Here is a 22,165-nt window from a genome sequence, read left to right as displayed (position 1 = left end):
CATGCTTTGCCCAAGAAAACCGCCCTGGTCGGCGGTTTTCTTATGCCCCGAGTTTTTCTATTGCCTGACAGGCACTAGCTCATTGAGCACCTCCCTCCTTGTCAGTGCAGGGCCGTGGCGAACCGGCGCCGACGCCCAGCGCGTCGATGTCGGCTACGCTGCCGATCACCCCGTCTTTCAATCCCAGACGCACAGCGATCTCATGGCACTGCCCGCGGACGCACCGCTTCCGCCCGGCAAGCACCTGGTAGACGAGTTGCTTCGAGTAGCCATGGGCGCGCGCCCATGCGCTGATCGATACACCCCGGCGGGCGAACTCCTGCCGTATCGCATCGGCCTTGGCCCCGGGTATGCTTGCATTCATGGCGGCACTCAAAAGTTCACATTTGTAAACATTGAGTTCCTTTTAGTGTATTCATCAGGCTTTGGCAAGCCGGGGAGACTGGAACTTGAGCTTTGGCAGGCGTCTCAGGGAAGCTAGGGATCGACTACGCCTCACCCAGGAACAGTTCGCGGAACTGGGCGGGGTCAAGCGCGTGTCCCAGCACCTCTACGAGCAGGACGCCCGGGTACCCGACCTCAATTACCTCCTACGCCTCAAGGAACACGGTGTCGATGTGGGCCACCTCGTCCTAGGCAATAGCGTCAGCCGTGCATCGGCAACGCCAAACTCCACAGATCTCTACGTAGCAGCGTTCCGTACCGTTGACGAGTTCGCCAGGGACGACGCCGGCAACCCTCTTCCCTACGCCGAGCGCGAGCGATTTTTCTCTTTCCTCTGCGCGACTCTCTCGCAAACCGGAAAGCCGGAGTCGAGCACTGAGCTGAAGGAACGGCTGGTGAGGTTTATGCGTCCATGAACAGACTCATGCCACGCGCGGCACTGCAAGCAATTCAACGGATCGGGCAAGCGCTGGATCCGTTCTTCGCCGGACGTTGGTACTGGTCAATGACGCGCTGGATTGCAGAACGGCAACTGCAGCATGCGCTGGATCAACATGGTGACCGGTCCATGCAGGTACGGCAGGCGACCGAGCGATATCGCAGAGCCGACTTTGCGGTTCGTTACTGGCGCTCGGCACCGGGGCCTGTGATGCGGATTGCGGAACAGGCCCTGGATGCGGGTGTTCCCATGCATGCCATCCGCCTTCTTGTTCTCAACACCGATCTGAGAATTCGGGATGGACAGGTTCATCTGCGCCGCCCCTTCATCGTGACTGTTCTGAACACCGTTCTCGCGACCATCGTCGGTGTGCACATGTTTCTGATGTGCCTGTTGGCTGTCACGGCGCCGGGCCCGACGTGGCTGAAGATCACGGTCATCTTGGCGGTCGCCTTCGTCTACTGCTTTCTTTACTACGGATGGTCGCTTTATACATCACGCCCCCAGCAAATCATCGCTGAGCATGGCCAGAAGCTCGATGCGATTTGCATCGCAAGTACAACGCGATCACGCGCAGAAGTCCGCAACATTGCACCGTATTGAAACCGTCTTTCTCCTCATCGAACAGGAACGCCGCACGACATGATGACAGGTACCCTCAAGTCCCAGATCGACCGCATCTGGGATGCGTTCTGGAGCGGCGGCATTTCCAACCCGATGGAGGTCATCGAACAGATGACCTACCTGCTGTTCATCAAACGACTGGATGAGGAGCAGACCCGCCGCGAGAAAAAGGCAGCCCGTACCAAGAGCGAGGTTGAGGATCCGATTTTCAACAAGCGCCAGCAGAAGCTGCGCTGGTCGAAGTTCAAGGAACTGGGTGATCCGGCCGAGCTCTATCGGGTCGTCTCCGAGGACGTGTTTCCCTTCATCAAGACCCTTGGCGGCCATGGCGGTGAATCCGCCTATGCGCGGCACATGAAGGATGCACGGTTCACCATCCCCACGCCGGCATTGCTGGCCAAGGTGGTGGACATGATCGACGACGTACCCATGGACGATCGCGACACCAAGGGCGATCTGTACGAATACATGCTCGGCAAAATCGCCAGTGCAGGGCAAAACGGGCAGTTCCGCACACCGCGCCACATCATCAAGCTGATGGTGGACATGATGGCGCCCACACCTGAAGACACCATTTGCGATCCGGCCTGCGGCACTGCGGGCTTTCTTGTGGCTGCCGCCGAGTACCTGCGTGATCACCACGGCGTGGCCATCTACAAGGACAGGAAGTCCGCCAAACGCTTCAACGCAGACACCTTCCACGGCTTCGACTTCGACAGCACCATGCTGCGCGTGGGTGCGATGAACATGCTGCTGCACGGCATCGAGCAGCCCAGCATCGAGAACCGCGACTCGCTCAGCGAGGGCCATGCCGGCGTGGCCGGGCAGTACAGTCTGATCCTCGCCAATCCGCCGTTTGCCGGCAGCCTGGACTACGAAAGCACCGCCAAGGACCTATTGCAGATCGTCAAGACCAAGAAGACCGAGCTGCTGTTCCTCGCCCTGTTCCTGCGCTTGCTGAAACCCGGCGGCCGGGCTGCGGTCATCGTGCCCGATGGCGTGCTGTTCGGCTCATCGAAGGCCCACAAGGAACTGCGCCGCATGCTGGTGGAAGACCAGCGGCTGGACGGGATCGTCTCCATGCCGTCCGGCGTGTTCCGCCCCTATGCCGGGGTGTCCACTGCCATTTTGTTGTTCACCAAGACCGACAGCGGCGGCACCGACAACGTCTGGTTCTACGACATGCAGGCCGACGGCTACAGTCTGGACGACAAGCGCAACCCGCTGGCTCCCGACAAGCACGATAGCAACAACCTGCCCGACATCCTCAATCGCTGGCACCATCGCAAGGCCGAAGCCAAGCGCGAGCGAACCGAGCAGAGTTTCCTCGTGCCCAAGGCCGAGATCGTCGGTAACGGCTACGATCTGTCCATCAACCGCTACAAGCAGGTGGTGCATGAGGCGGTGGAACACGACCCGCCGAAGAAGATCATTGCGGAGTTGAAGGCGCTGGAGGCGGAGATTGCTGCCGGTGTAGCCGAACTGGAAGGGATGTTGTCGTGAGAACAGTCCCACTCGGTGACGTTTGCCATGTCACAACGGGGCAGTCCGCACCCCAGGAAAGTACCGCTTTTGGATCGTCTGGCACCCCATTCGTTCGTGCTGGAAGTCTGGAGCGACTTTGTGCGGGTGGCAGTGAAGAATCATTGGAACTTGTGCCTTCGGATCAGGCCGTCAAGTTTCGTCTGAAGAAATTCCCAAAGGACACCATCGTTTTCGCAAAAAGCGGTATGTCCGCGAAGCTTGGTCGGGTCTATCGATTGCGCCGCGAATGCCACGTAGTCAGCCATCTTGCGGCCGTCCTGCCATCCGCGGATGTCGATCCTGCGTACCTGCTTCGCTGGTTTGAGTACAACCCTCCGTCTCGACTGATAGAGAACGACGCCTACCCATCCATCAAGACATCTGAGCTGGAGAAGATCCCAGTTCAACTCCCGGCGATTGCAGAACAACGCCGCATCGCGGCGATTCTGGACAAGACCGACGTGCTGCGCGGCAAGCGCCGCGCCGCCATCGCCAAGCTCGACCAACTGCTGCAATCCATATTCCTCGACATGTTCGGCGACCCTGTCTCGAATCCGAAAAGTTGGCCACGGGTTCCGTTCAGTGAAATCCTTGAACGCATCGAAAGCGGCAACAGCCCTGTTTGCTTGGATCGAGCCAAGAACGAGAATGAGTGGGGTGTTCTCAAACTCGGGGCGGTCACACGCTGTAGATTTGACCCTTCAGCAAACAAGGCATTGCCGAATGAAACATCGTTCGATGAAAGGCTGGAGGTTAAAGTAGGCGACTTACTATTCACACGAAAGAATACGTATGAGCTTGTCGCAGCATGCGCATACGTGCATAGAACTCCCGAACGCCTGCTTTTGCCTGATCTGATTTTCCGTCTCCGGCTCAAAGAGCCAGCACTCGCTCACCCAAGATATCTTCAGTCCTTGCTGACTTATCCGAGGAAGAGAAGTGAAGTACAAAGCCTCGCTGGTGGGTCTGCGGGTTCGATGCCCAACATTTCCAAAGCGAAACTCAACAATGCGTTGATTGAACTTCCGCCATTCTCTTTGCAAGAAAAATTCAGCAGGCTTGTCGAGCATATCGAACAACATAGGCATGCCTTGCAACGCCACGCCACCCAACTCGACACCCTCTTCGCCAGCCTGCAACACCGCGCCTTCGCCGGCACGCTCTGACCAATCCGGACACCGCTCCAGCCTATGAGCCCCTTCGACATCCAATCGCTGGCCGACATTCAACTGCTGCGCGAGTCGGTGGACCTGGAATGCAAGCTGGCGCGTGGCCGCGATGGGCAAGGTGCGCTGCCGGACGACTTCTGGCCCACCTATAGCGCCTTCGCCAATACCGGCGGCGGCGTGGTGGTGCTGGGTCTGCGCGAGCGCAACGACGGCTTCGAGGTGGAAGGCATCGCCAATGTGGCGAAGGTGCGCAAGGAACTGTTCGACGGGCTGAACAACCGGCAGAAGGTCAGCATCAACCTGCTGTCGGATGCCGATGTCACCGAGCTGGCATTGCCGGAAGGCACGCTGCTGGTCATCTGCATTCCGCGTGCCAATCGTAAGCAGCGGCCAGTGTTCCTGCACGGCAACCCGATGGGCCATACCTACCTGCGGCTCAACGAGGGCGACCGCACGGTGGCCAACGAAGACGTCAAGCGCATGCTGGCCGAGCAGGTCGAGGACAGCCGCGACAGCCGCATCCTCCGTGGCTATGGCCTGTCCGACCTGTGCATGGAGACGTTTCGTGCCTATCGCCAGGTGTTCGCCAACCGCGAACCGGCACATCCGTGGAATGCGCTGGACGATCTGGACTTCCTGCGTCAGATCGGTGGCTGGCGACAGGACCGGGAAATCGGCGAGAGCGGCCTGACGCTGGCTGGCGTGCTGATGTTCGGCTGGATGTCCACCCTCCAGGAAACCCTGCCGAACTACATGCTCGATTATCAGGAGCGGCCGGAAGCCCGGATCGAGCGCCGCTGGGTGGACCGGATCACGCTGGACGGCAAATGGTCGGGCAACCTCTACGATTTCTATCGCAAGGTCTACCTGAAGCTCACCGCGGACCTGAAAGTCCCGTTCTCGCTGGAGAAGGGCGAGCGCCAGGACGAGACGCCCGTGCACGTGGCGCTGCGCGAGGCACTGGCCAACGTGCTGGTGCATGCGGATTATTCCGAGCGGGCGTCGGTGCTGGTGGTGAAGCGGCCGGACATGTTCGGTTTCCGCAATCCCGGGCTGATGCGGATTCCGCGCGATATCGCCATCCATGGCGGCGAACACGACTGCCGCAACCGGACCTTGCACAAGATGTTCCGGCTGGTTGGCGTGGGCGAGCAGGCGGGTTCCGGCATCCCCAAGATCTACGACGGCTGGGCGGGCCAGCACTGGCGGGCGCCGGCGCTGTACGAGCGCATGGAGCCGTACAACCAGACGCTGCTGGAACTGCGCATGGTCGATCTGCTGCCGGAAGACCTGCTGGCCGGGTTGCGGAAGACCTTTGGCGCCGGTTTCGACGCGCTTCAGCGCAACGAGCGCCTGACGCTGGCGGCTGCGGCCTCGGAGAAGACCGTGACCCATGCCCGGGTGATCGAGATGACGGGGCTGCACCCGGTGGACGCGACCCGCCTGCTCCAGTCCCTGGTCAAGGAAGGCTTTCTGGAAAGCCACAATCCGGGCCGCGGAGCCGTCTACTGCCTGCCCGGGGCGGCCCTTCCCCGGCCGGAGGAAGTGTTCGGCGAAGGTTCCGCCGTTGTGCCCAACCGCTCCGCACATTTGGGCTCCGGCTCCGGACATTTGCCGGGCCGCTCCGGACATTTGCCCGCCGGCTCCGGACATTTGCAGCCGGCGGAGCCCGGCCAAGCTATTGAAAATCAAAGAGATGAAGCCGGACGATTGATCAGCAGGCAGTTGGATGCCCCTGTCCTGGACGCCTTGGAGCAGCTCGCTCCGGCATTCCGCACCGCACTGGAGGGCATGGCCGCGTCGCCCCGGAGCCGCAAGAAGATCCCGAAGGCAGCGATGGAAGACGTGATCGTCGCCCTGTGCGCAGGCCACTACATCACCGGCACCTGCATCGCGACATTGGTCGATCGCGATCCCGATGCACTCAGAAAGCATTACCTGAGGCCACTGGTGCAGGCGGGCCGCCTACGCTTCGCGTTCCCGACCGCACCCACGCACGCCATGCAGGCTTATCGCGCCACCCAGCCCTGAGCTCAGGACGATCATGAGCAATTTCCAGTTCCTGCAAGCCGAGTTCAAGCCGCTGTTCGAGCCGGCGCGTGGCGCGGAGCAACTGGTGCATTCCGATCCCCGCGCCTGCTGCATGCGCACCCGCCATGCGCTGGAACAGGCGGTGCACTGGCTGTACCAGAACGATCGCGACCTACGCATGCCCTACGAGAACGGGCTGAACGTGCTGCTGACGCAGGTGCCCTTCGCGAAGCTGGTACCACCCTACGTGCACGACAAGATGCGGCTGATCCAGAAGGTCGGCAACCAGGCCGTGCACGGCAACCAGCGCATCGGCAGCGGCGATGCCATGCGCCTGGTGCGCGAGCTGTTCCACGTGCTGTTCTGGTTGGCACGCACCTATACCCGCGCCAGCGACCCCAAGAGCATCGTTGCCGAGTGGGATGAAAAGCAGGTGCCGACGTTGGTGCGGGCCGACGAGGCGGTGGCCTTCACTCGCGACGAGCTGAAGAAGCAGGAGGCGAAGTTCCAGCAGCAGATCGGCGAACTGCATGCATCGCTGGAAGAACGGGAGACCCGCGTCGCGGAGCAGGCGGCCACGCTGGCCGAACGCGAGGCACTCCTGGCGCAACTGGACGCGGAACTGGCCGCGCGCCGCGCGGAGCTGGCCGAAGCCAAGGCGGCCAACATCGCCGTGCCGGACGGCCACGACTACAACGAGGCCGATACCCGCAAGCACTTCATCGACGTATTGCTGCGCGAAGCCGGCTGGGAGATCGGCCGGAACGCCGCCATCGAAGTGCCCTTAGTCGGCATGCCAAACACGCCGGGCGAAGGTTTCGCCGACTACGTGCTCTATGGCGCCGACGGCAAGCCACTGGCTGTAGTGGAAGCCAAGCGCAGCTTCAGCGACCCGGATGTGGGCCGGCAGCAGGCGAAGCTGTACGCCGATTGCCTGGAACAGATGACCGGGCAGCGGCCGCTGGTCTTCTACACCAACGGCCATAGCACCTGGCTATGGGACGACCGGCGTGCGCCGCCACGCGAGGTGCAAGGCTTCTACACCGCCGAAGAACTTGCGCTGGCCGTCACCCGGCGTGAACTGCAGCAGGACCCGCGCCACCTGAAGGTGAACACGGATATTGCCGGGCGCGCCTACCAGTTGCGCGCAATCAAGGCGATGGCGGAGTCGCTGGCGCAGGGCCGTCGCGCCGGCCTGCTGACCATGGCCACCGGCACCGGCAAGACCCGCATGTCGATCGCGCTGGTGGACCTTCTGATGCGGGCCGACTGGGCCAAGCGCGTGCTGTTCCTGGCCGACCGCGTGGCGCTGGTGAAACAGGCCGCCAATGCCTTCAAGACACATCTGCCCGATTCCAGCCCGGTCAACCTGGTGACGGAGAAGGACGGACAGGGCCGCGTGTACCTGTCCACCTATCCGACGATGATGAACCTGATCGACGAGATCGCCGATGGCCGCCGCCGTTACGGCGTGGGCCACTTCGACCTGATCATCATCGATGAAGCGCACCGCAGCGTGTACCAGAAGTACGGCGCGATCTTCCGCTACTTCGACAGCTACCTGGTGGGCCTCACCGCCACCCCACGCGACGAGGTGGATCGCGACACCTACCACCTGTTCGGGCTGGAAACCGGCGTGCCGACCGATGCCTACGGGCTGGACGAGGCCGTGGCCGACGGCTTCCTGGTGCCGCCGCGTGCGCAGTCAGTGCCCTTGAAGTTCGTGCGCGACGGCATTCGCTACGACCAGTTGAGCGAGGAAGAAAAGGAGCATTGGGAATCACTGGACTGGGGCGACCGTGAAGACGATCACCCACCCGACGAGGTGCATGCCTCGGAGATCAACAAGAAGCTGTTCAACGAAGACACCGTGGACAAAATGCTGCAGCACCTAATGCAGCACGGCCTCAAGGTGGATGGCGGCGACACGCTGGGCAAGACCATCATCTTTGCCGTGAACCAGCAGCATGCTGAATTCATTTCACGACGATTCGACCATCACTATCCGCAATACAAGGGTGAGTTCGCACGCGTCATCACCCATTCGGTGAGATATGCGCAGAGCCTGATTGACAGCTTCAGCATCCCCACGAAGATGCCGCAGATCGCGATCTCGGTGGACATGCTGGACACGGGAATCGACGTGCCCGAAGTGCTGAACCTAGTGTTCTTCAAGGCCGTTCGGTCGAAGGTGAAATTCCTGCAGATGATCGGGCGCGGCACGCGCCTGTGCCCGGGCCTGTTCGGTCCAGGGCAAGACAAGAAAGAGTTCTTCATCTTCGATTTCTGCGGCAACTTCGAGTACTTCAACGAACACCCGAAGGGTGCTGCCGGTGGATTGAGCGAGCCACTGGGACGGCGATTGTTCCGGGCCAGACTCGACCTGCTCTCGCTGCTGGGTGAGCAAGGTGATCGGCAAGCCGAGGCGCAGGCAGGTTACGACGGCAGCGACGTTCGCACCTGGCTGCTAGACACGTTGCACAGCGAAGTGGCCACGATGAACCCGGTGAACTTCATCGTGCGCACGGAACACGCGCACGTGACCCGGTTCTCCGCGCGCGAGGCATGGGACACACTGAGCGGCGCCGATCTGGTCGACCTGCGCGATCGCGTAGCCGGTCTTCCGAGCGAACAGACCCATGAGCACGTCACCGCCAGACTGTTCGATCTGGTGTGCGTGAACCTGCAATTGGCGATCGTCCGCTCCACGTCGGACTTCATGCGCAACCGCGATCGCATCATCGAACTGGCCTCGGATCTGGAAACCATGCAGGCGATCCCGGCCGTGCAGGCCGAGTTGCCCTTGATCCAGGAACTCCAGACCGGAGAATTTTGGAAGGACATCACCGTTGCCATGGTGGAGCGCGTGCGGCGTAGGCTGCGCGGCCTGATCCAGTTCATCGAGCGCAGGTCATCAAAGCCCGTCTACACCGTGCTGGATGACGAGATCGGCGAAGCAACGCCCATCGCTCTTGCTGACTTCAGCACAGGCATCAACCTGGCCCAGTATCGACGCAAGGTGGAGGCATGGATCCGAGCCAACGAACACCATGTGGCCATAGCCAAGCTGCGTCACAACAGGCCACTGACGCCAACCGACCTGGCCGAGCTGGAACGCTTCGTGTACGAGGCGCCCGAGGTGGAGAGCCGGGAACGATTCGAGCAGTCATTCGGCAACGAGCAGCCATTGCCACTGTTCATTCGCTCCCTGGTCGGGCTGGACCGAGGTGCGGCGAAGGAAGCCTTTGCCCGATTCCTGGACGACAGCCGCTACAGCAGCCAGCAGATCCGTTTCGTGGAGATGATCATCGACCGGCTGGTCAGCAATGGCGTCATCGAGCCGGGTCAGCTCTACGAGCCGCCCTTCACCGGCATCCATTACGAAGGGCTGGATGGCGCCTTCGGAGATGCAGATGCCGACGCGATCATCGGCACGCTCGCGCAGATCAGTCGGTTCGCCGCCTAAACAGCAATGCCTCCACCTGCGAAGCAACCCATATCGCCTTGTCCAACAGGCCCAGCCGGCTGAAAAAGCTCAATTCTCAGGATGGAACTTTATTGCCCAAGATAGAACTTTATTTCTTGGGATAAAACTTTATTGCCTGAGATAGAGCTTTGTTACTTTTCTACACTCCTGGGATACTTTGAGACCATCAAGGCAGTGGACAAAGAGAAGCCTGTCCAGCTGTTCGTTACCAGCCACTCACCCAACTTTGCCAGCATCGCCAACCTCGACAGTCTCACCTGTCTTGTCGACACCGGAATCAAGGTGGAGACTTTTTTTCCCCGAGACATCAAGTTTTCTGTCGGAAAGCGTGAGAAGCTTGAGCGCTATTTGGACGTCACTCGGGCTGAGCTCTTCTTTGCACGCCGCGCAATCCTGGTCGAGGGCGCTGCGGAATTGGTCCTTGTCAGTGTGCTCGCCGAGAAGTGCGGTCACGATCTACGTAAGCATGGGGTAAGCCTCATCAGCGTTGAAGGCCTCAACTTCGACTCATTCATTCCACTGTTCGGCGAGAAGGCGCTGAAGATTCCTGTTTCCGTGCTTACGGATGCAGACCCAACAGGTCCGAGTGAAGAGGATGAAGAGGAAGAGGGCGATGGCAGCGCAGAAGCGGACGACCATGCGCCGGAAGATGGGACCTCTAGTGGAAAGAAGAAGGCGGCTCCTGTCTACCCTTCGATCGGCGACAAGGTGCAGGTGTCCGCCAATACCTTGAGTATGCTCAAGTTCGAGGATTCATATCTCAAGATCTTCCATGGGCTAAAGACGCTTGAGTATGACTTGGCCTTGTACGCCAGCAATCGCAAGATCATGCTTGCGGCGCTTAAGGAGCTACACCCGAAGATCTCTGCGAACCTGGAGAAGAAGGTAGACGCCGCTACGGGAGATGCAGAGAAGGCTCGCGTACTGTTCAGCGGAATGTTCGAGCGGAAGAACGGAAACGTCCAGAAGGGGCGCTTTGCACAAGCTTTGGCGTACCTGATCGCCAAGGCGAAAAAGGAAGATTTCACTGTTCCGGAGTACATCCAGTCTGCAGTCGAACACGCTTGTCAGCTTGGCCCGAAGAAGGCTGAAGACGAATGAGCACGGATACTACTCCTTCAGCTGAACAGCGTGAGATCATCACGGCACCATTGCATCCGATGTCGGTCATCGCTTGCGCGGGAAGTGGGAAGACCTTCACGGCTGTACGCAGGCTGGCCCACATACGTCAATGCCTCGGTGATCACCGGGGCCGGGTTGCGCTCCTGTCCTTCTCGAACATCGCCGTGGAGACCTTCAGGCGCGAGTACCGGGCACTCGCAATGGGATCGCTCAAGATCCCGTCCCACCAGCGTGTCGAGATCGACACATTGGACGGGTTCATTACGACAAATATTCTGCGACCCCACGCCCATCGGACGATGGGGTGTACCACGACCCCGTTCTTGCTATCAGGGAGCGAGTCATTCCTTTTAGGAAAGGACTATCGCTTCTGGGTGGAATCGCCGAGAACCGATAACTACCCAGTGCCCCAAGGGCATATCCATCGCGTTGTCATAGGCCCTTCTGGGGCTGAAACGGGCTTTTTCTATCAGAACTCCGGCATGCTGGCGAGGATCAACAATGGCCCAAAGGTTGCCGCAGCCTTGGGAAAACTGGGGGCTTACACCCATGAGCTGGCCCGCTACTGGGTCGACCTTACCCTCCGCGAACAACCCGAGATCCTCCGAGTCCTTGCGCGTCGCTATCCCCATATCCTCATTGATGAAGCCCAGGATATCGGCATCCTGCACCAGGTGATCATTGAGAGGCTCAGCCAAGCAGGCTCTCAGATTTCCCTTATTGGGGATCCCAATCAAGGCATCTACGAGTTCATGGGCGCGACCGGCTCGTTCCTGTCCAGCTACCACAGCAAACCCGGTGTTTCTGCGGCCGCCCTGACGAGGAACTATCGGTCCGTACCGGCCGTACTCGATCTCGCCAACGCAATCTCGGCGCGCACGGACGATCCGGATAGGACAGCGCCACCTACGCTCCACGGGGCCTACTTCGTTCCGTACACGACTGCCGATACGAAAAAGGTCGTGGCGGCCTTCCAGGCAACACTGGTCTCCGCTGGGTTGGACCCAGCACGCTCCGCCGTGCTCTGCCGCGCACGCAAGTGGGCCAACGAGCTGGCTGGGCATGAGGGTGCGCCTGGCGTGGGAACGACCAAGATCCTTGCCCAGGCAGCGATGGCGCGCGATATCCACTCCGACTACTCAACAGCATTCAGACTCGTGGCAACTGCCATCATGGGTTTGATCGACAACGCGCCCAAGGGCATCGTTGCTCGCCTGACTCAGCCTGTCAGGTACCCAGAGGAACGAGCACTTCGTCGTGTCATCTGGGCTTTTACGCGAGATCCGGTCTCGGGCCTGCCCAGCGCGGCGCTGCCCGCTATTAGCGATTGGCAGCCGGCAATGTTGCAACGTGTAAGGGTCCTGATGACCAATCTGAGCACAGCCCACGGTCTCAACCATACATCGTCCACGCTCGGTGCTCGGCTCTCGAAGAGGAGTTTGCCCGGCTCACCGCTAATGAGCCCGCCTGACCTAGGTGCCGATCAGCCCTTGCGGGTCAGAATCAGTACCGTGCATCAGGTCAAGGGCGAAAGCCTGGATGCCGTCCTCTACATGGCAACGAAACCGCATGTATCTGCACTGCTAGGCGGAGGTTCCACCGAGGACGGGCGAATCGGGTACGTGGCTGTGACCCGGGCAAGGGATCTGCTGTGGTTGGCTGTCCCTGTAACAGCTTTGAAGAGCCTTCGTGCCGATCTCCATGCAAAGGGCTTCAAGGACGCAACCGCTACGGCTGCAGCCCCAACGGCCGGACAGGGCAACGGTTCCCCCTGAATGGGCGCATTGGATAGCAACCCAACGCGGCACTGGAATCAACGTCAGCGCAGGAGATGAAGCTGAATGGGAGCAAGCATAGGTTTCCGCTAGATCGGACTTGAATACGTTTCCCTTGATGGAACTGGGTTCCTGCCGGTCAGCGGGGAGACTATGAGTGCTTGGCAACCATAGTTGCGCCAATGGAAGCAGGAAATTTGCTCAACCTATGGTTGCGGATGGCGACAAACCTTTGGTTGCCCGTCTAACAGCGCTGCTGCTGTATGCCCGCCTCACCCTACCCGTCATGTCCTTTCAAGCGGCTGACACCTGTCACTGGTTTGGGAAGGCTCCGGCGCGAATAGTACGCGTCACCGCCCGGCGCCACTGCGCCGGCACTCACCCAAGGGGACCTGTCATGAGCCTGTTCCAGCAACTCCTTTCGCATACTCCGACCTGGGTCTGGGTGCTGATGGTGTTTCTCATCACCCGGGGCATCGCGGCCATGAAGCCCGGCGAAACCTCGCTGCCCACGCTGGCGATCGTGCCGGCGGTGTTCGCGGCATGGGGGGTGTGGTCCATCAGCCACCGCTACGGCGCATCGTGGTCGGCCTGGGGCGAGTGGCTGGTCGGCATCGGCGCAGGAACGGGCCTGGGTTGGCTGTTGCTGCGCCGGGCGCGTGTAGCCATGAACAGTGCGACGGGACGGCTGTGGCGCAGCGCGGATTACAGCCTGCTGCCGCTGCTGCTCATCACGTTCCTGGTGAAGTATGGCTTCGAAACGGCGCTCGCAGTGTCGCCCGCGCTGAGCGCCAACGCAGGTTTCAGCGCTGCCTACCTGCTGCTGTCCGGTGGATTCACCGGCATCTTCATCGGCCGCTACTGCCGGTATCTGTCGGCGGCGCGCCTTGAGGGGAGCACCCGGATGGGGGCTGCGGGCTGAGGCTGGCGTACCCGGGAGGCGGCGCACGGCGCCGTCACCCGGTGCCGGCTGCGGTCGTCGCCCCTGCGGCCTGCGCCAGCACTGCCGCTGCAGCGTCGCCCTTGCGCTCGCTGTAGCGATCCACCAGGTAGTCCGCCCGGCCCCGCGTCAACAGGGTGAACTTCACCAGTTCCTCCATGACATCCACCACCCGGTCGTAGTATGGCGAGGGCTTCATTCGTCCGTCCTCATCGAACTCCTGCCAGGCCTTGGCCACCGAAGACTGGTTGGGGATGGTCAGCATGCGCATCCAGCGCCCCAACACCCTCAGGGTGTTGACGGTGTTGAACGATTGGGAGCCGCCACTCACCTGCATCACGGCCAACGTTCTGCCCTGCGTGGGCCGCACGCTGCCGTCCTCCAGCGGCAACCAGTCGATCTGGTTCTTGAACACGCCGGTGACGGTACCGTGCCGTTCCGGGCTGACCCACACCTGCCCCTCAGACCACTGCGACCACGCGCGCAGTCGCTGCACTTCGGGGTGGCTCCTGTCCACGCTGTCCACCATCGGAAGCGCATGCGGATCGAACACCCGGGTTTCGCAACCCAGATGCTGCAGGAGCCGCTCGGCTTCCAGGGCCAGCTTGCGGCTGAACGACTGCGGCCTCAGCGAACCGTAGAGCAGCAGGATGCGGGGCGGTCCCAGATTCCCCGCGGCGAGCAGGCTGGGGTCGGGCTGGGGCAGCGAGGCTTCCCTCAGATTCGGCAGCTGGGTACTTGCGATCGTCTTATTCATTCGACTATTCTAGAAATATGGAAACGTCAAATGCAATCGTCGCGCTCACCGCGCTGGGCCACGCCACCCGCCTGGCGGCCTTCCGCCTGCTGGTGGAAGCCGGTCCAGCGGGGCGCGTGGCCGGTGACATCGCGGCGGCCCTGCAGGTGCCACCGGCCACACTCAGCTTCCACCTGAAGGAGCTGGTACAGGCCGGCCTGGTGGAGAACGAGAGCCAGGGCCGCAATGTCTGTTACCGCGCCAACTTCGCCGCCATGACCGGCTTGATCGAGTACCTCACGCACAACTGCTGCGCGGGTTCGCCGAGCGAGGAGTGCGGGCCCACTGCGCCCGCATGCAAGTGCTGAAGCCCGATCCAACCTCCTGCCATCACAACGACTGCACCATGACACGCAACGTCCTGTTCCTCTGTACCGGCAACAGCGCGCGCAGCGTCCTTGCCGAGGCCACGCTGCGAGCCTGGGGCGCTGAACGTTTCAATGCATTCAGCGCAGGCAGCCACCCCACCGGCCAGGTCAACCCATTCGCGCTCGCACAGCTGCAGGCCGAAGGAATCACCATCGATGGGCTGCGCAGCAAATCGTGGGATGAGTTCGTGGATGCTGCGCCCATGGACCTGGTGATCACCGTGTGCGATTCGGCTGCGGCAGACGCCTGCCCGGTGGTGTTTGGCGACTTCATTCGCAGCCACTGGGGCCAGCCGGATCCGGCCGCAGTTGCAGGCAGCGATGCCGAGAAAGCAGCCGCGTTTGCACGCGCGCATGCCATCGTGAAATCGCGGCTGCGTGCGTTGATCGATCTGCCCGGATCGTTGTGGTCCGACCGCGAGGCAATGCAGAACGCTCTGGATCAGATCGGCCGGTTGCAGCCGACCGACAGCACACCGTGACGGCGCCCGCGCGCATGCGCCTGTTCGAGCGCTACCTCACCCTGTGGGTCGCGCTGTGCATCGCGGCCGGTACCCTGCTGGGACACCTCCTGCCCGGCGCCTTTGCGGCACTGGCGTCCGCCGAAGTGGCCAAGGTCAACCTGCCGGTCGCGGCACTGATCTGGCTGATGATCATCCCGATGCTGCTGAAGGTCGACTACGGCGCAATGCGCCAGTTGCAGCAGCACTGGAAAGGCATCGGCGTAACGTTGTTCATCAACTGGGCGGTCAAGCCCTTTTCGATGGCACTGCTGGGCTGGGTATTCCTGCGTCACCTCTTCGCGGAATGGCTGCCAGCCGGCCAGATCGACAGCTATATCGCCGGCCTGATCCTGCTGGCAGCCGCGCCCTGCACCGCGATGGTGTTCGTGTGGAGCAACCTGTGCCGCGGCGATGCGAACTTCACGTTGAGCCAGGTCGCGCTGAACGACGCGATCATGGTGGTGGCCTATGCGCCGGTGGTCGCGTTGCTGCTCGGCATGTCCGCGATCACTGTTCCCTGGGACACCCTGCTGCTGTCAGTGGGTTTGTACATCGTTGCACCTGTCGGTGTTGCCACCCTGCTGCGGCGCCGGATGCTTTCGCGCAGCGGCGAGGCGGGTCTGCAGCTGGCGCTGGCCCGACTCGGCCCGGTTTCGCTGTCGGCCCTTCTACTGACACTGGTGCTGCTGTTCGGCTTTCAAGGTCAGCAGATCGTCGAGCAGCCGCTGGTCATCGCGCTGATCGCCGTGCCCATCCTGATCCAGGTCTATTTCACTTCGGGCCTGGCCTATCTGCTCAACCGTCGTCTGGGCGTCGCCCATTGCGTGGCCGGCCCGTCGGCGCTGATCGGCGCGAGCAACTTCTTCGAGCTGGCGGTCGCAACCGCCGTCGGGCTCTTCGGGGTGCATTCGGGCGCCGCACTGGCCACCGTTGTCGGTGTGCTGATCGAGGTGCCGGTGATGTTGTCGGTCGTTCGTATCGTGAACCGTACTGAAGGCTGGTACGAGAAGCAGGGTGCGGGTAACCGCGGGCAGTCGTAGAGGGCCGATGCCTGCTTCTGGGCGGAGGCGGAACCCCGATCTCCTTGCGCGTCTCCACCGGCGCGGGCTGTCGGCAGGGCAGTTACCGGGACGGAGGCTTCGGAAACAGCAACCTGGGGGTTGCGGATAGTAGCCAGGCTGCCATGGCAGCCCCATATGCGAGTACGCCACCCACTAAACAGGTGCCGAACAGGCTACCGGTGAACAGTCGGTACACGCTCCGGCCGCGACCAGCAGCGTCATCTCCCACAGCAAGCACGATCACCGGCAGCATGATCATTCCGGTGCAGAGAATGAGCGAGAAAAGGCCCAGCAACCAACGCTTTCCGCGGGGGTTCCAAGGAACCGGATAGTGTGAGAGCAGTTCTCTCATTCGAAGAAACAACGTCGGAACCAGGAACACGTACATCAGTCCCACGTACAACGACGTGCGTGCATCGACATCGCTCGCAGTGAAGACCGATTGAGGATAGACGCCTGTCCGATGAAGCAACTCCGCGCAGGCGGTGAGTGCAACGCTCATTGCCATTGCAGGCCAGAACAACCTCGAGACTTTGGACCACTGTGCATCACGCTGTTGTTGCTTCCCATCGGTCAACCCCGGCATCAGACGTCTCCTGCGCAGCTGCGCTGACGACAACGAAAGAGGGAAGAGCATGCGCCGCAACGATGCGCATGAAAGCCAAAGGGGGATGGGAACACTGCCCAGGCATGAGCATCGTCTGGGGCTTGTTCGCCCAAGGCCGAGGAGACAACGCAGTCTCTCTTCAGTCCTGTAGTCCTCGAACCCGAAGTCCAACGCCCGTCGAGGGTCGCTTGCGGCCAGAAGCGGACGTACTCAATGAGCGACCTTCTGCGCGGCATGTACGGTGCCCTCACCCTCCATGGCGGCACTCTGCGCCCCTTTCTTCCTGCGCTTCACTGCGTTTGCCGAAGCATCGCAGCCGCATTCAATTGGCGGTAACCGCTGCTCATATTCTCTGTAATTCTCTCCCCATTCCCGCAGGCTCAGCATTACTGGCGCAAGAGTGCGCGCAAGTTCGGTCGCTTCATACTCAACACGAGGCGGAACTTCAGCATATACATGGCGATTGATGAGGCCGTCGGCTTCCAGCTCCCGCAGCTGGAGCGTCAACATTCTCTGGGTTGCGGTGGGAATCAGCCGGGTCAATTCCATGAAACGCTTCTTTCCCATGAGCAGGTGAAACAGCAACAGTGGTTTCCAGACCCCACCAATGACGGAGAGGGTCAGCTCTACGGCACACCCGCTTTTGGGATCCAGTCGTTTGGTACGCATGCGTCTTCTCCAGGCTCATAGGCACACGGATGATAGTAAGGGCGATAAATGTACGTTCTTACGAACATCGCCGAGCACGCCTATATTCGCACCACACACACCCCAAGGATACGCCGTGTCATTCAGTGCTCTGGTCTCCGACCGATCCGCAGACCGTCCGGTCACCACAGACGTTCAGCAGTTGGAAGAGTCTTCATTGGGAGATGATGCCGTCACCGTACGGGTGGCGTGGTCCAACCTGAACTACAAGGATGCGATCGCCCTGGCCGGCATGCAGATCATCCAGAAGTTTCCGCTGATTCCAGGCATTGATTTCGCCGGCACGGTCGAGTCTTCGGCAGACCCGCGCTTCAGCGCGGGAGACACGGTTGTGGCAACGGGCTGGGATCTCAGCCAGACCCACCATGGCGGCTTCTCGCAGCTTGCTCGAGTTCCGGCCGACTGGCTGGTAAAGCTTCCGGCTGCCATCGACGCACGTTCGGCCATGGCAATCGGAACCGCAGGCCTCACGGCCATGCTCAGCGTGCTGGAAATTGAACGACACGGCGTCAAGCCAGGCGATGGGGACGTACTGGTCACGGGTGCATCGGGTGGTGTCGGATCCGTCGCAGTGGCCCTTCTATCCGGCCTGGGCTATCGAGTTGTGGCGTCTACAGGCAAAGCAAGCGAGGCGAACTATCTGAAGTCGCTGGGCGCTGCTGACATAATTGATCGCTCGACGCTGTCCGCAGAGGCTCCCCCGGTTCAAGCCGAGCGTTGGGCGGCTACGGTAGACGCGGTTGGCGGCCGTACTCTGGTCAACGCCCTGGCGCAGACGCGGTATCTCGGTATCGCCACTACCTGCGGGTTCGTCGGCGGGCGCGAGCTGCAAGGTACGGTTCTGCCCTTCATTCTGCGCGGAGTGACCCTTGCCGGTATTGATTCCGTCCGCGCACCCGCTGAACTGCGCGAGCAAGCATGGCGGCGGCTTGCCGCTGACCTGGACCTGGCCAAGCTGGCATCAACCACCCGGGAGATCAGTCTGGGCGATGTTCCGGCTGCCGCCGCGCAGATGCTTCAAGGCAATTCGAAAGGCCGTACCTTGGTCGATGTCAATCGCTGATGAATCACTCCAATCAGGATAAGACGATGAGTTCCCAATCTGTTGCACTCGTCACTGGCGCCTCCACTGGAATCGGAGCGGTGTACGCGGACCGCCTCGCGCGTCGCGGCTACGGCCTGGTACTGGTCGCGCGCGACGCACAGCGGCTCGGCTCGCTCGCCGATGCGCTTCGGGCTGAGACCGGCGTGCCGGTGGAGATCATCCCCGTTGACCTGACGCTGCCGGAAGGGCTTGCCGTGGTCGAAGCACGCATCGATCAAGGTGATATCGGCCTTGTGGTGAACAATGCCGGTATGTCACTCAAAGGCGGAATGCTCGAGAACGAGCCGGCAGCGCTGGAGAGAATCATCGCGTTGAATGTCACCGCACCGACCCGCTTGTGTGCTGCGGCAGCCCGCGCGTTCCTGCGCAGAGGCGAAGGCGCGATCATCAATCTGTCGTCCGTGCTTGCACTGGCGCCAGAGATGTTCGAAGGCGTCTACAGCGGGACCAAGGCCTATCTATTGAATCTCAGTCAAGCGCTGGCGGCGCAACTGGGGCCTCGCGGAATCTACGTCCAGGCAGTCCTGCCTGGCGCGACCCGCACGGAACTCTGGGAAAAGGCGGGGCGGAGCATGGACGAGTTTCCACCTGGCTTCCTGATGGAGGCTGGTGCGATGGTCGATGCTGCGCTGGTGGGCTTCGACCGCCGCGAAACGGTAACCATCCCTCCGTTGCCTGACGAAGCACAGTACCTGGCCCTTCAGCAGGCCCGCCTGGCAATGGCGCCCAACCTCTCACGCAGTGAGGTCGCCGCTCGCTACCTTCGCTGAGAGGACGCACCGATGACTGACTCAGCGGATCTACGCATGGATGTCGACGCAGTCGGAAGCACGTCATGGCGAGCGCGACTCTTGCGTTCTGACGAAAGCCGCGCAGGCGATCTGCGCTCGTCTCACCTGTCGCAATCGTCCAGGTTTCGTGGCGCCCTTAAGCACTCAACCACGACTCGTGTCGCAAATTCCCCGAACGCGTGAGGCCCTTGCGCCATCAACGTCTGCGACTACTTAACCGTGTGCGAGGATGCTGAAAGCGTCGAGCATCGTGGGTTGAATACAACTCGGCTCATTGGCGTTGCGCAGTGACACAGGTACAGATGCGGTGCCACCCCAAAAGGTGGCCGGGCATCGAAAACCCGTGGAGTTGCTTGATTACGGTTGCCAGCCGGTGTCACCTCGTGTGGTGCCGGCTGGCAACGCGTCCGCCGGCCATGGCGGGCGGAGCGTGGAGGCCTTGTGCCTGCCGGCCTAGCAACCTCCCGGTTTTCGAGCCACGTCTCCGCCCGCCACCTTTATCCGTGGCGGCTACCGTCTGTCCTGCACGGAGCCTCATCAATGACCACACCCGAGTTTCCCCCTCCGCATTCCGACAGCGCGCCGGCCAACGATGCCGATGCGCCCCCCCAACAGACCCCGTCCGACCCCAACACCTTCATCGCCACGCTGAAGCGGATCGGCAGCGGCGCAGCCGCCGATGGCCTGCCCTGGCCGGAACGCCATCCGCTGCCTGGCCGTCAGCTGGCGCTGGCCGATGTCGACTGCGCGCACGCCGGCCTGCGGGTGGCGCTGGAGATGCTGCTGGCCGCCGAGCGTGTCCGGCAGAACGGGCCGGAGGAGCAGTACGTGGGCGATCGCGTGATGGAAGGACTGGTGATGGCCTGCCTGTCACTGTCAGTGCAGGCCGGCACCTTGCTGCGGCCGGGCTGACAGGGAGGTTTCGCGCACCCTCGGCCGCGTGATCCGGGGCCGGCCCGTGTGGTTATTCTTGAGGCCAGGCTTCTGCCACCGCCCGGGACTCTTCGCATGCGCCGACCCTTCCATGCCGCGATCCTTCTTGCCACCGTGCTGCTGGCCGGTCCTGCCCTTGCGCAACACGCCAGCAGCGCACCGCCGCCCGCTGAACGCCTGCCCGACGTGGCACTGCCTGCGGCACTGGATCGCGTGCTGCGCGACTACGAGCGGGCGTGGAGCGCGGGCGATGGCAAGGCACTGGCGGCGCTGTTCGCCGAAGACGGATTCATTCTGCAAAGCCACCAGCCGCCGGTGCGCGGGCGCGACGCGATCGCGGCCGCCTACGCCGGACAGGGCGGAAGCCCGCTGCGCCTGCGTGCGCTGGCGTACGCGGTGGACAGGAGCACGGCCTACATCATTGGTGCCTACACGTTTGGCGGCAACGTCGGCGATACCGGAAAGTTCACGCTGACGCTGACGCGCGCGGGCGATGGACCCTGGCTGATCTTCTCGGACATGGACAACGGCAACGCGCCGCCACGGGCGCGGTGATCGGGCGTTGCAGTGGATCCACGCCATGCGTGGATATGCTGCACGCGTGATGCCAAGCAAGCTTGGCACCCACCAAAGCCTGTGTCCGGTCCGGCACCCGCATGGGGTACTCCCTGATGAAAAAACCCCGGCGCTTGGCCGGGGTTTTCGGTTACTTGAACAGCGTGTCCGGATATTCCGGTTTCTGTTCGCGCGCCAGCAATGCGCGCAGGCCCTCTGCCGGGGTCTGCTCGCCGTGCAGTACGGCGCGTACGCCATCGGAGATCGGCAGGTCGATGCCGTGTCGGCGTGCCTGACGCATCACCTCATCGGCCGTCTGCACCGATTCAACCACCTGCCCGATCTCGCGCACGGCATCCCGCAGCGTCTGCCCGCGGCCCAGGGCCAGGCCCAGGCGGCGGTTGCGCGACAGGTCGCCGGTGCAGGTCAGCACCAGATCGCCCAGGCCCGCCAGACCCATCAGGGTTTCCGGCTTGGCACCGATTGCCGCGGCCAGCCGCAGCATCTCGTTAAGGCCGCGGGTGATCAGGCCGGCACGGGCGTTGAGGCCCAGCTGCATGCCATCGGCAACGCCGGTGGCCACGGCCAGCACGTTCTTCATCGCGCCCCCCAGCTCGGCACCGACCATGTCGTCGCCGGTGTAGGCACGGAACGCCGGGCCATGCATGGCTTCGGCCACGGTCTGCGCGAACGCCGGCACGTCGCCGTGCACGGTGATCGCGGTGGGCAGGCCCTGGGTGACTTCCTTGGCGAACGACGGCCCGGTGACGACAGCCAGCGGCACGTCCTCGCCGAGGATCTCGCGCGCGACTTCATGCAGGAAACGGCCGGAGCCGGGCTCGAAACCCTTGGTCGCCCAGGCCACGCCGGCACCGGCCGGACGCAGCGGCGCCAGCGCGCGCACGGTCTCGTTGAACGCGTGCGACGGGGTCACCACCAGGATCCAGGCGGCACCGTGCACCGCCGACGCCAGGTCGGTGGTGGCATGCAGGCTGTCCGGCAGCGGGATGCCCGGCAGGTAGCGCGGATTCTCGTGGCGCTGGTCGATGGCCTCGACCACGGCGGCATCACGCCCCCACAGCACGGTCGGATGACCGTGCCGGGCGAGCAGGCTGGCCAGCGCGGTTCCCCAGGAACCGGCGCCCAGCACGGCGATCTTGTCAGCGGTAGTGCTCATCCGTGA

Annotated in this window: 20 protein-coding genes and 1 pseudogene; 16 read left to right on the top strand and 5 right to left on the bottom strand. The window is 62.2% G+C overall.

From position 1 onward, the window contains the following. Window positions 1-79 precede the first annotated feature (79 nt). Window positions 80-364: a DNA-binding protein gene (locus N7367_RS06940; RefSeq protein WP_075077137.1), complete on the bottom strand. Its 285-nt coding sequence runs from the start codon at window positions 362-364 to the stop codon at window positions 80-82. 85 nt (window positions 365-449) lie between these two features. On the opposite strand from N7367_RS06940, the gene N7367_RS06935 reads away from it, so the two are divergent. The 9 genes from N7367_RS06935 (at window position 450) to N7367_RS06895 (ending at window position 13,537) form a co-directional block, all read left to right on the top strand. Further along, window positions 450-860 (top strand): helix-turn-helix transcriptional regulator, encoded by a 411-nt coding sequence (locus N7367_RS06935; protein ID WP_075077132.1) that lies wholly within the window; start codon window positions 450-452, stop codon window positions 858-860. Beyond that, window positions 857-1,486, top strand: coding sequence for a hypothetical protein (locus N7367_RS06930; RefSeq protein WP_075077131.1), 630 nt, complete (start codon window positions 857-859; stop codon window positions 1,484-1,486). Before N7367_RS06935 ends, N7367_RS06930 begins: the two co-directional genes overlap by 4 nt. 39 nt (window positions 1,487-1,525) lie before the next feature. Next, a complete protein-coding gene (locus N7367_RS06925; RefSeq protein WP_075077130.1) occupies window positions 1,526-3,010 on the top strand; it encodes a class I SAM-dependent DNA methyltransferase in 1,485 nt (494 codons plus the stop codon). Then, window positions 3,007-4,197: a restriction endonuclease subunit S gene (locus tag N7367_RS06920; RefSeq protein WP_075077129.1), complete on the top strand. Its 1,191-nt coding sequence runs from the start codon at window positions 3,007-3,009 to the stop codon at window positions 4,195-4,197. Before N7367_RS06925 ends, N7367_RS06920 begins: the two co-directional genes overlap by 4 nt. A gap of 24 nt (window positions 4,198-4,221) precedes the next feature. Next, window positions 4,222-6,231, top strand: coding sequence for an RNA-binding domain-containing protein (locus tag N7367_RS06915; protein ID WP_075077128.1), 2,010 nt, complete (start codon window positions 4,222-4,224; stop codon window positions 6,229-6,231). Window positions 6,232-6,244: 13 nt separating this feature from the next. After that, complete coding sequence (locus N7367_RS06910) at window positions 6,245-9,697, top strand: DEAD/DEAH box helicase family protein (RefSeq protein ID WP_075077127.1); 3,453 nt, start codon at window positions 6,245-6,247, stop codon at window positions 9,695-9,697. 195 nt (window positions 9,698-9,892) lie between these two features. Beyond that, a complete protein-coding gene (locus N7367_RS06905) occupies window positions 9,893-10,819 on the top strand; it encodes a TOPRIM nucleotidyl transferase/hydrolase domain-containing protein (protein ID WP_224481832.1) in 927 nt (308 codons plus the stop codon). Then, complete coding sequence (locus N7367_RS06900; RefSeq protein WP_149908951.1) at window positions 10,816-12,615, top strand: ATP-dependent helicase; 1,800 nt, start codon at window positions 10,816-10,818, stop codon at window positions 12,613-12,615. Before N7367_RS06905 ends, N7367_RS06900 begins: the two co-directional genes overlap by 4 nt. A 397-nt stretch (window positions 12,616-13,012) precedes the next feature. Beyond that, on the top strand, window positions 13,013-13,537 hold the full coding sequence (locus N7367_RS06895; protein WP_279942047.1) for a DUF6622 family protein: 525 nt from the start codon (window positions 13,013-13,015) through the stop codon (window positions 13,535-13,537). A 34-nt stretch (window positions 13,538-13,571) separates the two neighbouring features. Here the strand turns inward: N7367_RS06895 and arsH are convergent, their stop codons facing one another. After that, window positions 13,572-14,312: an arsenical resistance protein ArsH gene (gene arsH, locus N7367_RS06890; RefSeq protein WP_065182062.1), complete on the bottom strand. Its 741-nt coding sequence runs from the start codon at window positions 14,310-14,312 to the stop codon at window positions 13,572-13,574. Window positions 14,313-14,329: 17 nt separating this feature from the next. Here arsH and N7367_RS06885 point away from each other — a divergent pair, with 17 nt between their 5' ends. Genes N7367_RS06885 through arsB form a run of 3 tightly spaced genes read left to right on the top strand, consistent with a single transcriptional unit; the run spans window position 14,330 to window position 16,262 of the window. Further along, on the top strand, window positions 14,330-14,659 hold the full coding sequence (locus tag N7367_RS06885; protein WP_053518034.1) for a metalloregulator ArsR/SmtB family transcription factor: 330 nt from the start codon (window positions 14,330-14,332) through the stop codon (window positions 14,657-14,659). A 38-nt stretch (window positions 14,660-14,697) separates the two neighbouring features. Beyond that, the gene (locus N7367_RS06880) at window positions 14,698-15,201 is read left to right on the top strand and encodes an arsenate reductase ArsC (protein WP_065182163.1); all 504 of its coding nucleotides are present in this window, start codon (window positions 14,698-14,700) and stop codon (window positions 15,199-15,201) included. A gap of 14 nt (window positions 15,202-15,215) precedes the next feature. Further along, window positions 15,216-16,262 (top strand): ACR3 family arsenite efflux transporter, encoded by a 1,047-nt coding sequence (arsB, locus tag N7367_RS06875; RefSeq protein ID WP_279942045.1) that lies wholly within the window; start codon window positions 15,216-15,218, stop codon window positions 16,260-16,262. Between the two features lie 82 nt (window positions 16,263-16,344). Here the strand turns inward: arsB and N7367_RS06870 are convergent, their stop codons facing one another. Both N7367_RS06870 and N7367_RS06865 read right to left on the bottom strand, forming a co-directional pair. Continuing rightward, window positions 16,345-16,869 (bottom strand): transporter, encoded by a 525-nt coding sequence (locus N7367_RS06870; RefSeq protein WP_128989278.1) that lies wholly within the window; start codon window positions 16,867-16,869, stop codon window positions 16,345-16,347. 366 nt (window positions 16,870-17,235) lie between these two features. Next, window positions 17,236-17,559, bottom strand: a pseudogene (locus N7367_RS06865) (helix-turn-helix domain-containing protein); the annotation flags it as partial. Window positions 17,560-17,674: 115 nt separating this feature from the next. Between N7367_RS06865 and N7367_RS06860 the strand changes: the two are divergent. From N7367_RS06860 to N7367_RS06845, 4 genes are all read left to right on the top strand, one after another. Beyond that, window positions 17,675-18,661, top strand: a complete 987-nt coding sequence (locus tag N7367_RS06860; protein ID WP_279942044.1) for an oxidoreductase — start codon at window positions 17,675-17,677, stop codon at window positions 18,659-18,661. Window positions 18,662-18,687: 26 nt separating this feature from the next. Beyond that, a complete protein-coding gene (locus N7367_RS06855; protein WP_279942043.1) occupies window positions 18,688-19,473 on the top strand; it encodes an SDR family NAD(P)-dependent oxidoreductase in 786 nt (261 codons plus the stop codon). Window positions 19,474-20,034: 561 nt separating this feature from the next. Further along, window positions 20,035-20,406 (top strand): hypothetical protein, encoded by a 372-nt coding sequence (locus tag N7367_RS06850; RefSeq protein WP_279942041.1) that lies wholly within the window; start codon window positions 20,035-20,037, stop codon window positions 20,404-20,406. A 96-nt stretch (window positions 20,407-20,502) separates the two neighbouring features. After that, a complete protein-coding gene (locus tag N7367_RS06845) occupies window positions 20,503-20,982 on the top strand; it encodes a nuclear transport factor 2 family protein (RefSeq protein WP_180876373.1) in 480 nt (159 codons plus the stop codon). A gap of 151 nt (window positions 20,983-21,133) precedes the next feature. On the opposite strand, the gene N7367_RS06840 is transcribed toward N7367_RS06845, so the two are convergent. Next, entirely contained in the window at window positions 21,134-22,159 is a 1,026-nt protein-coding gene (locus N7367_RS06840) for an NAD(P)-dependent glycerol-3-phosphate dehydrogenase (protein ID WP_279942038.1), read from the bottom strand. Window positions 22,160-22,165 lie beyond the last annotated feature (6 nt).

It is taken from the genome of Stenotrophomonas sp. GD04145, assembly GCF_029835135.1.
GTDB classification, from domain to species: Bacteria; Pseudomonadota; Gammaproteobacteria; order Xanthomonadales; family Xanthomonadaceae; genus Stenotrophomonas; species Stenotrophomonas maltophilia_P.
Note: the sequence above shows the minus strand (reverse complement) of the source record. Positions and strands in the feature narration are given on the sequence as shown.

Bases quoted from the DNA above. Each gene is read 5' to 3' on its own strand.
- N7367_RS06940 (WP_075077137.1), bottom strand. From the start codon at position 364: ATGAATGCAAGCATACCCGGGGCCAAGGCCGATGCGATACGGCAGGAG.
- N7367_RS06930 (WP_075077131.1), top strand. From the start codon at position 857: ATGAACAGACTCATGCCACGCGCGGCACTGCAAGCAATTCAACGGATC.
- N7367_RS06925 (WP_075077130.1), top strand. From the start codon at position 1,526: ATGATGACAGGTACCCTCAAGTCCCAGATCGACCGCATCTGGGATGCG.
- N7367_RS06915 (WP_075077128.1), top strand. From the start codon at position 4,222: ATGAGCCCCTTCGACATCCAATCGCTGGCCGACATTCAACTGCTGCGC.
- N7367_RS06910 (WP_075077127.1), top strand. From the start codon at position 6,245: ATGAGCAATTTCCAGTTCCTGCAAGCCGAGTTCAAGCCGCTGTTCGAG.
- N7367_RS06900 (WP_149908951.1), top strand. From the start codon at position 10,816: ATGAGCACGGATACTACTCCTTCAGCTGAACAGCGTGAGATCATCACG.
- N7367_RS06895 (WP_279942047.1), top strand. From the start codon at position 13,013: ATGAGCCTGTTCCAGCAACTCCTTTCGCATACTCCGACCTGGGTCTGG.
- arsH (WP_065182062.1), bottom strand. From the start codon at position 14,312: ATGAATAAGACGATCGCAAGTACCCAGCTGCCGAATCTGAGGGAAGCC.
- N7367_RS06885 (WP_053518034.1), top strand. From the start codon at position 14,330: ATGGAAACGTCAAATGCAATCGTCGCGCTCACCGCGCTGGGCCACGCC.
- N7367_RS06880 (WP_065182163.1), top strand. From the start codon at position 14,698: ATGACACGCAACGTCCTGTTCCTCTGTACCGGCAACAGCGCGCGCAGC.
- arsB (WP_279942045.1), top strand. From the start codon at position 15,216: ATGCGCCTGTTCGAGCGCTACCTCACCCTGTGGGTCGCGCTGTGCATC.
- N7367_RS06870 (WP_128989278.1), bottom strand. From the start codon at position 16,869: ATGCCGGGGTTGACCGATGGGAAGCAACAACAGCGTGATGCACAGTGG.
- N7367_RS06855 (WP_279942043.1), top strand. From the start codon at position 18,688: ATGAGTTCCCAATCTGTTGCACTCGTCACTGGCGCCTCCACTGGAATC.
- N7367_RS06850 (WP_279942041.1), top strand. From the start codon at position 20,035: ATGACCACACCCGAGTTTCCCCCTCCGCATTCCGACAGCGCGCCGGCC.
- N7367_RS06845 (WP_180876373.1), top strand. From the start codon at position 20,503: ATGCGCCGACCCTTCCATGCCGCGATCCTTCTTGCCACCGTGCTGCTG.
- N7367_RS06840 (WP_279942038.1), bottom strand. From the start codon at position 22,159: ATGAGCACTACCGCTGACAAGATCGCCGTGCTGGGCGCCGGTTCCTGG.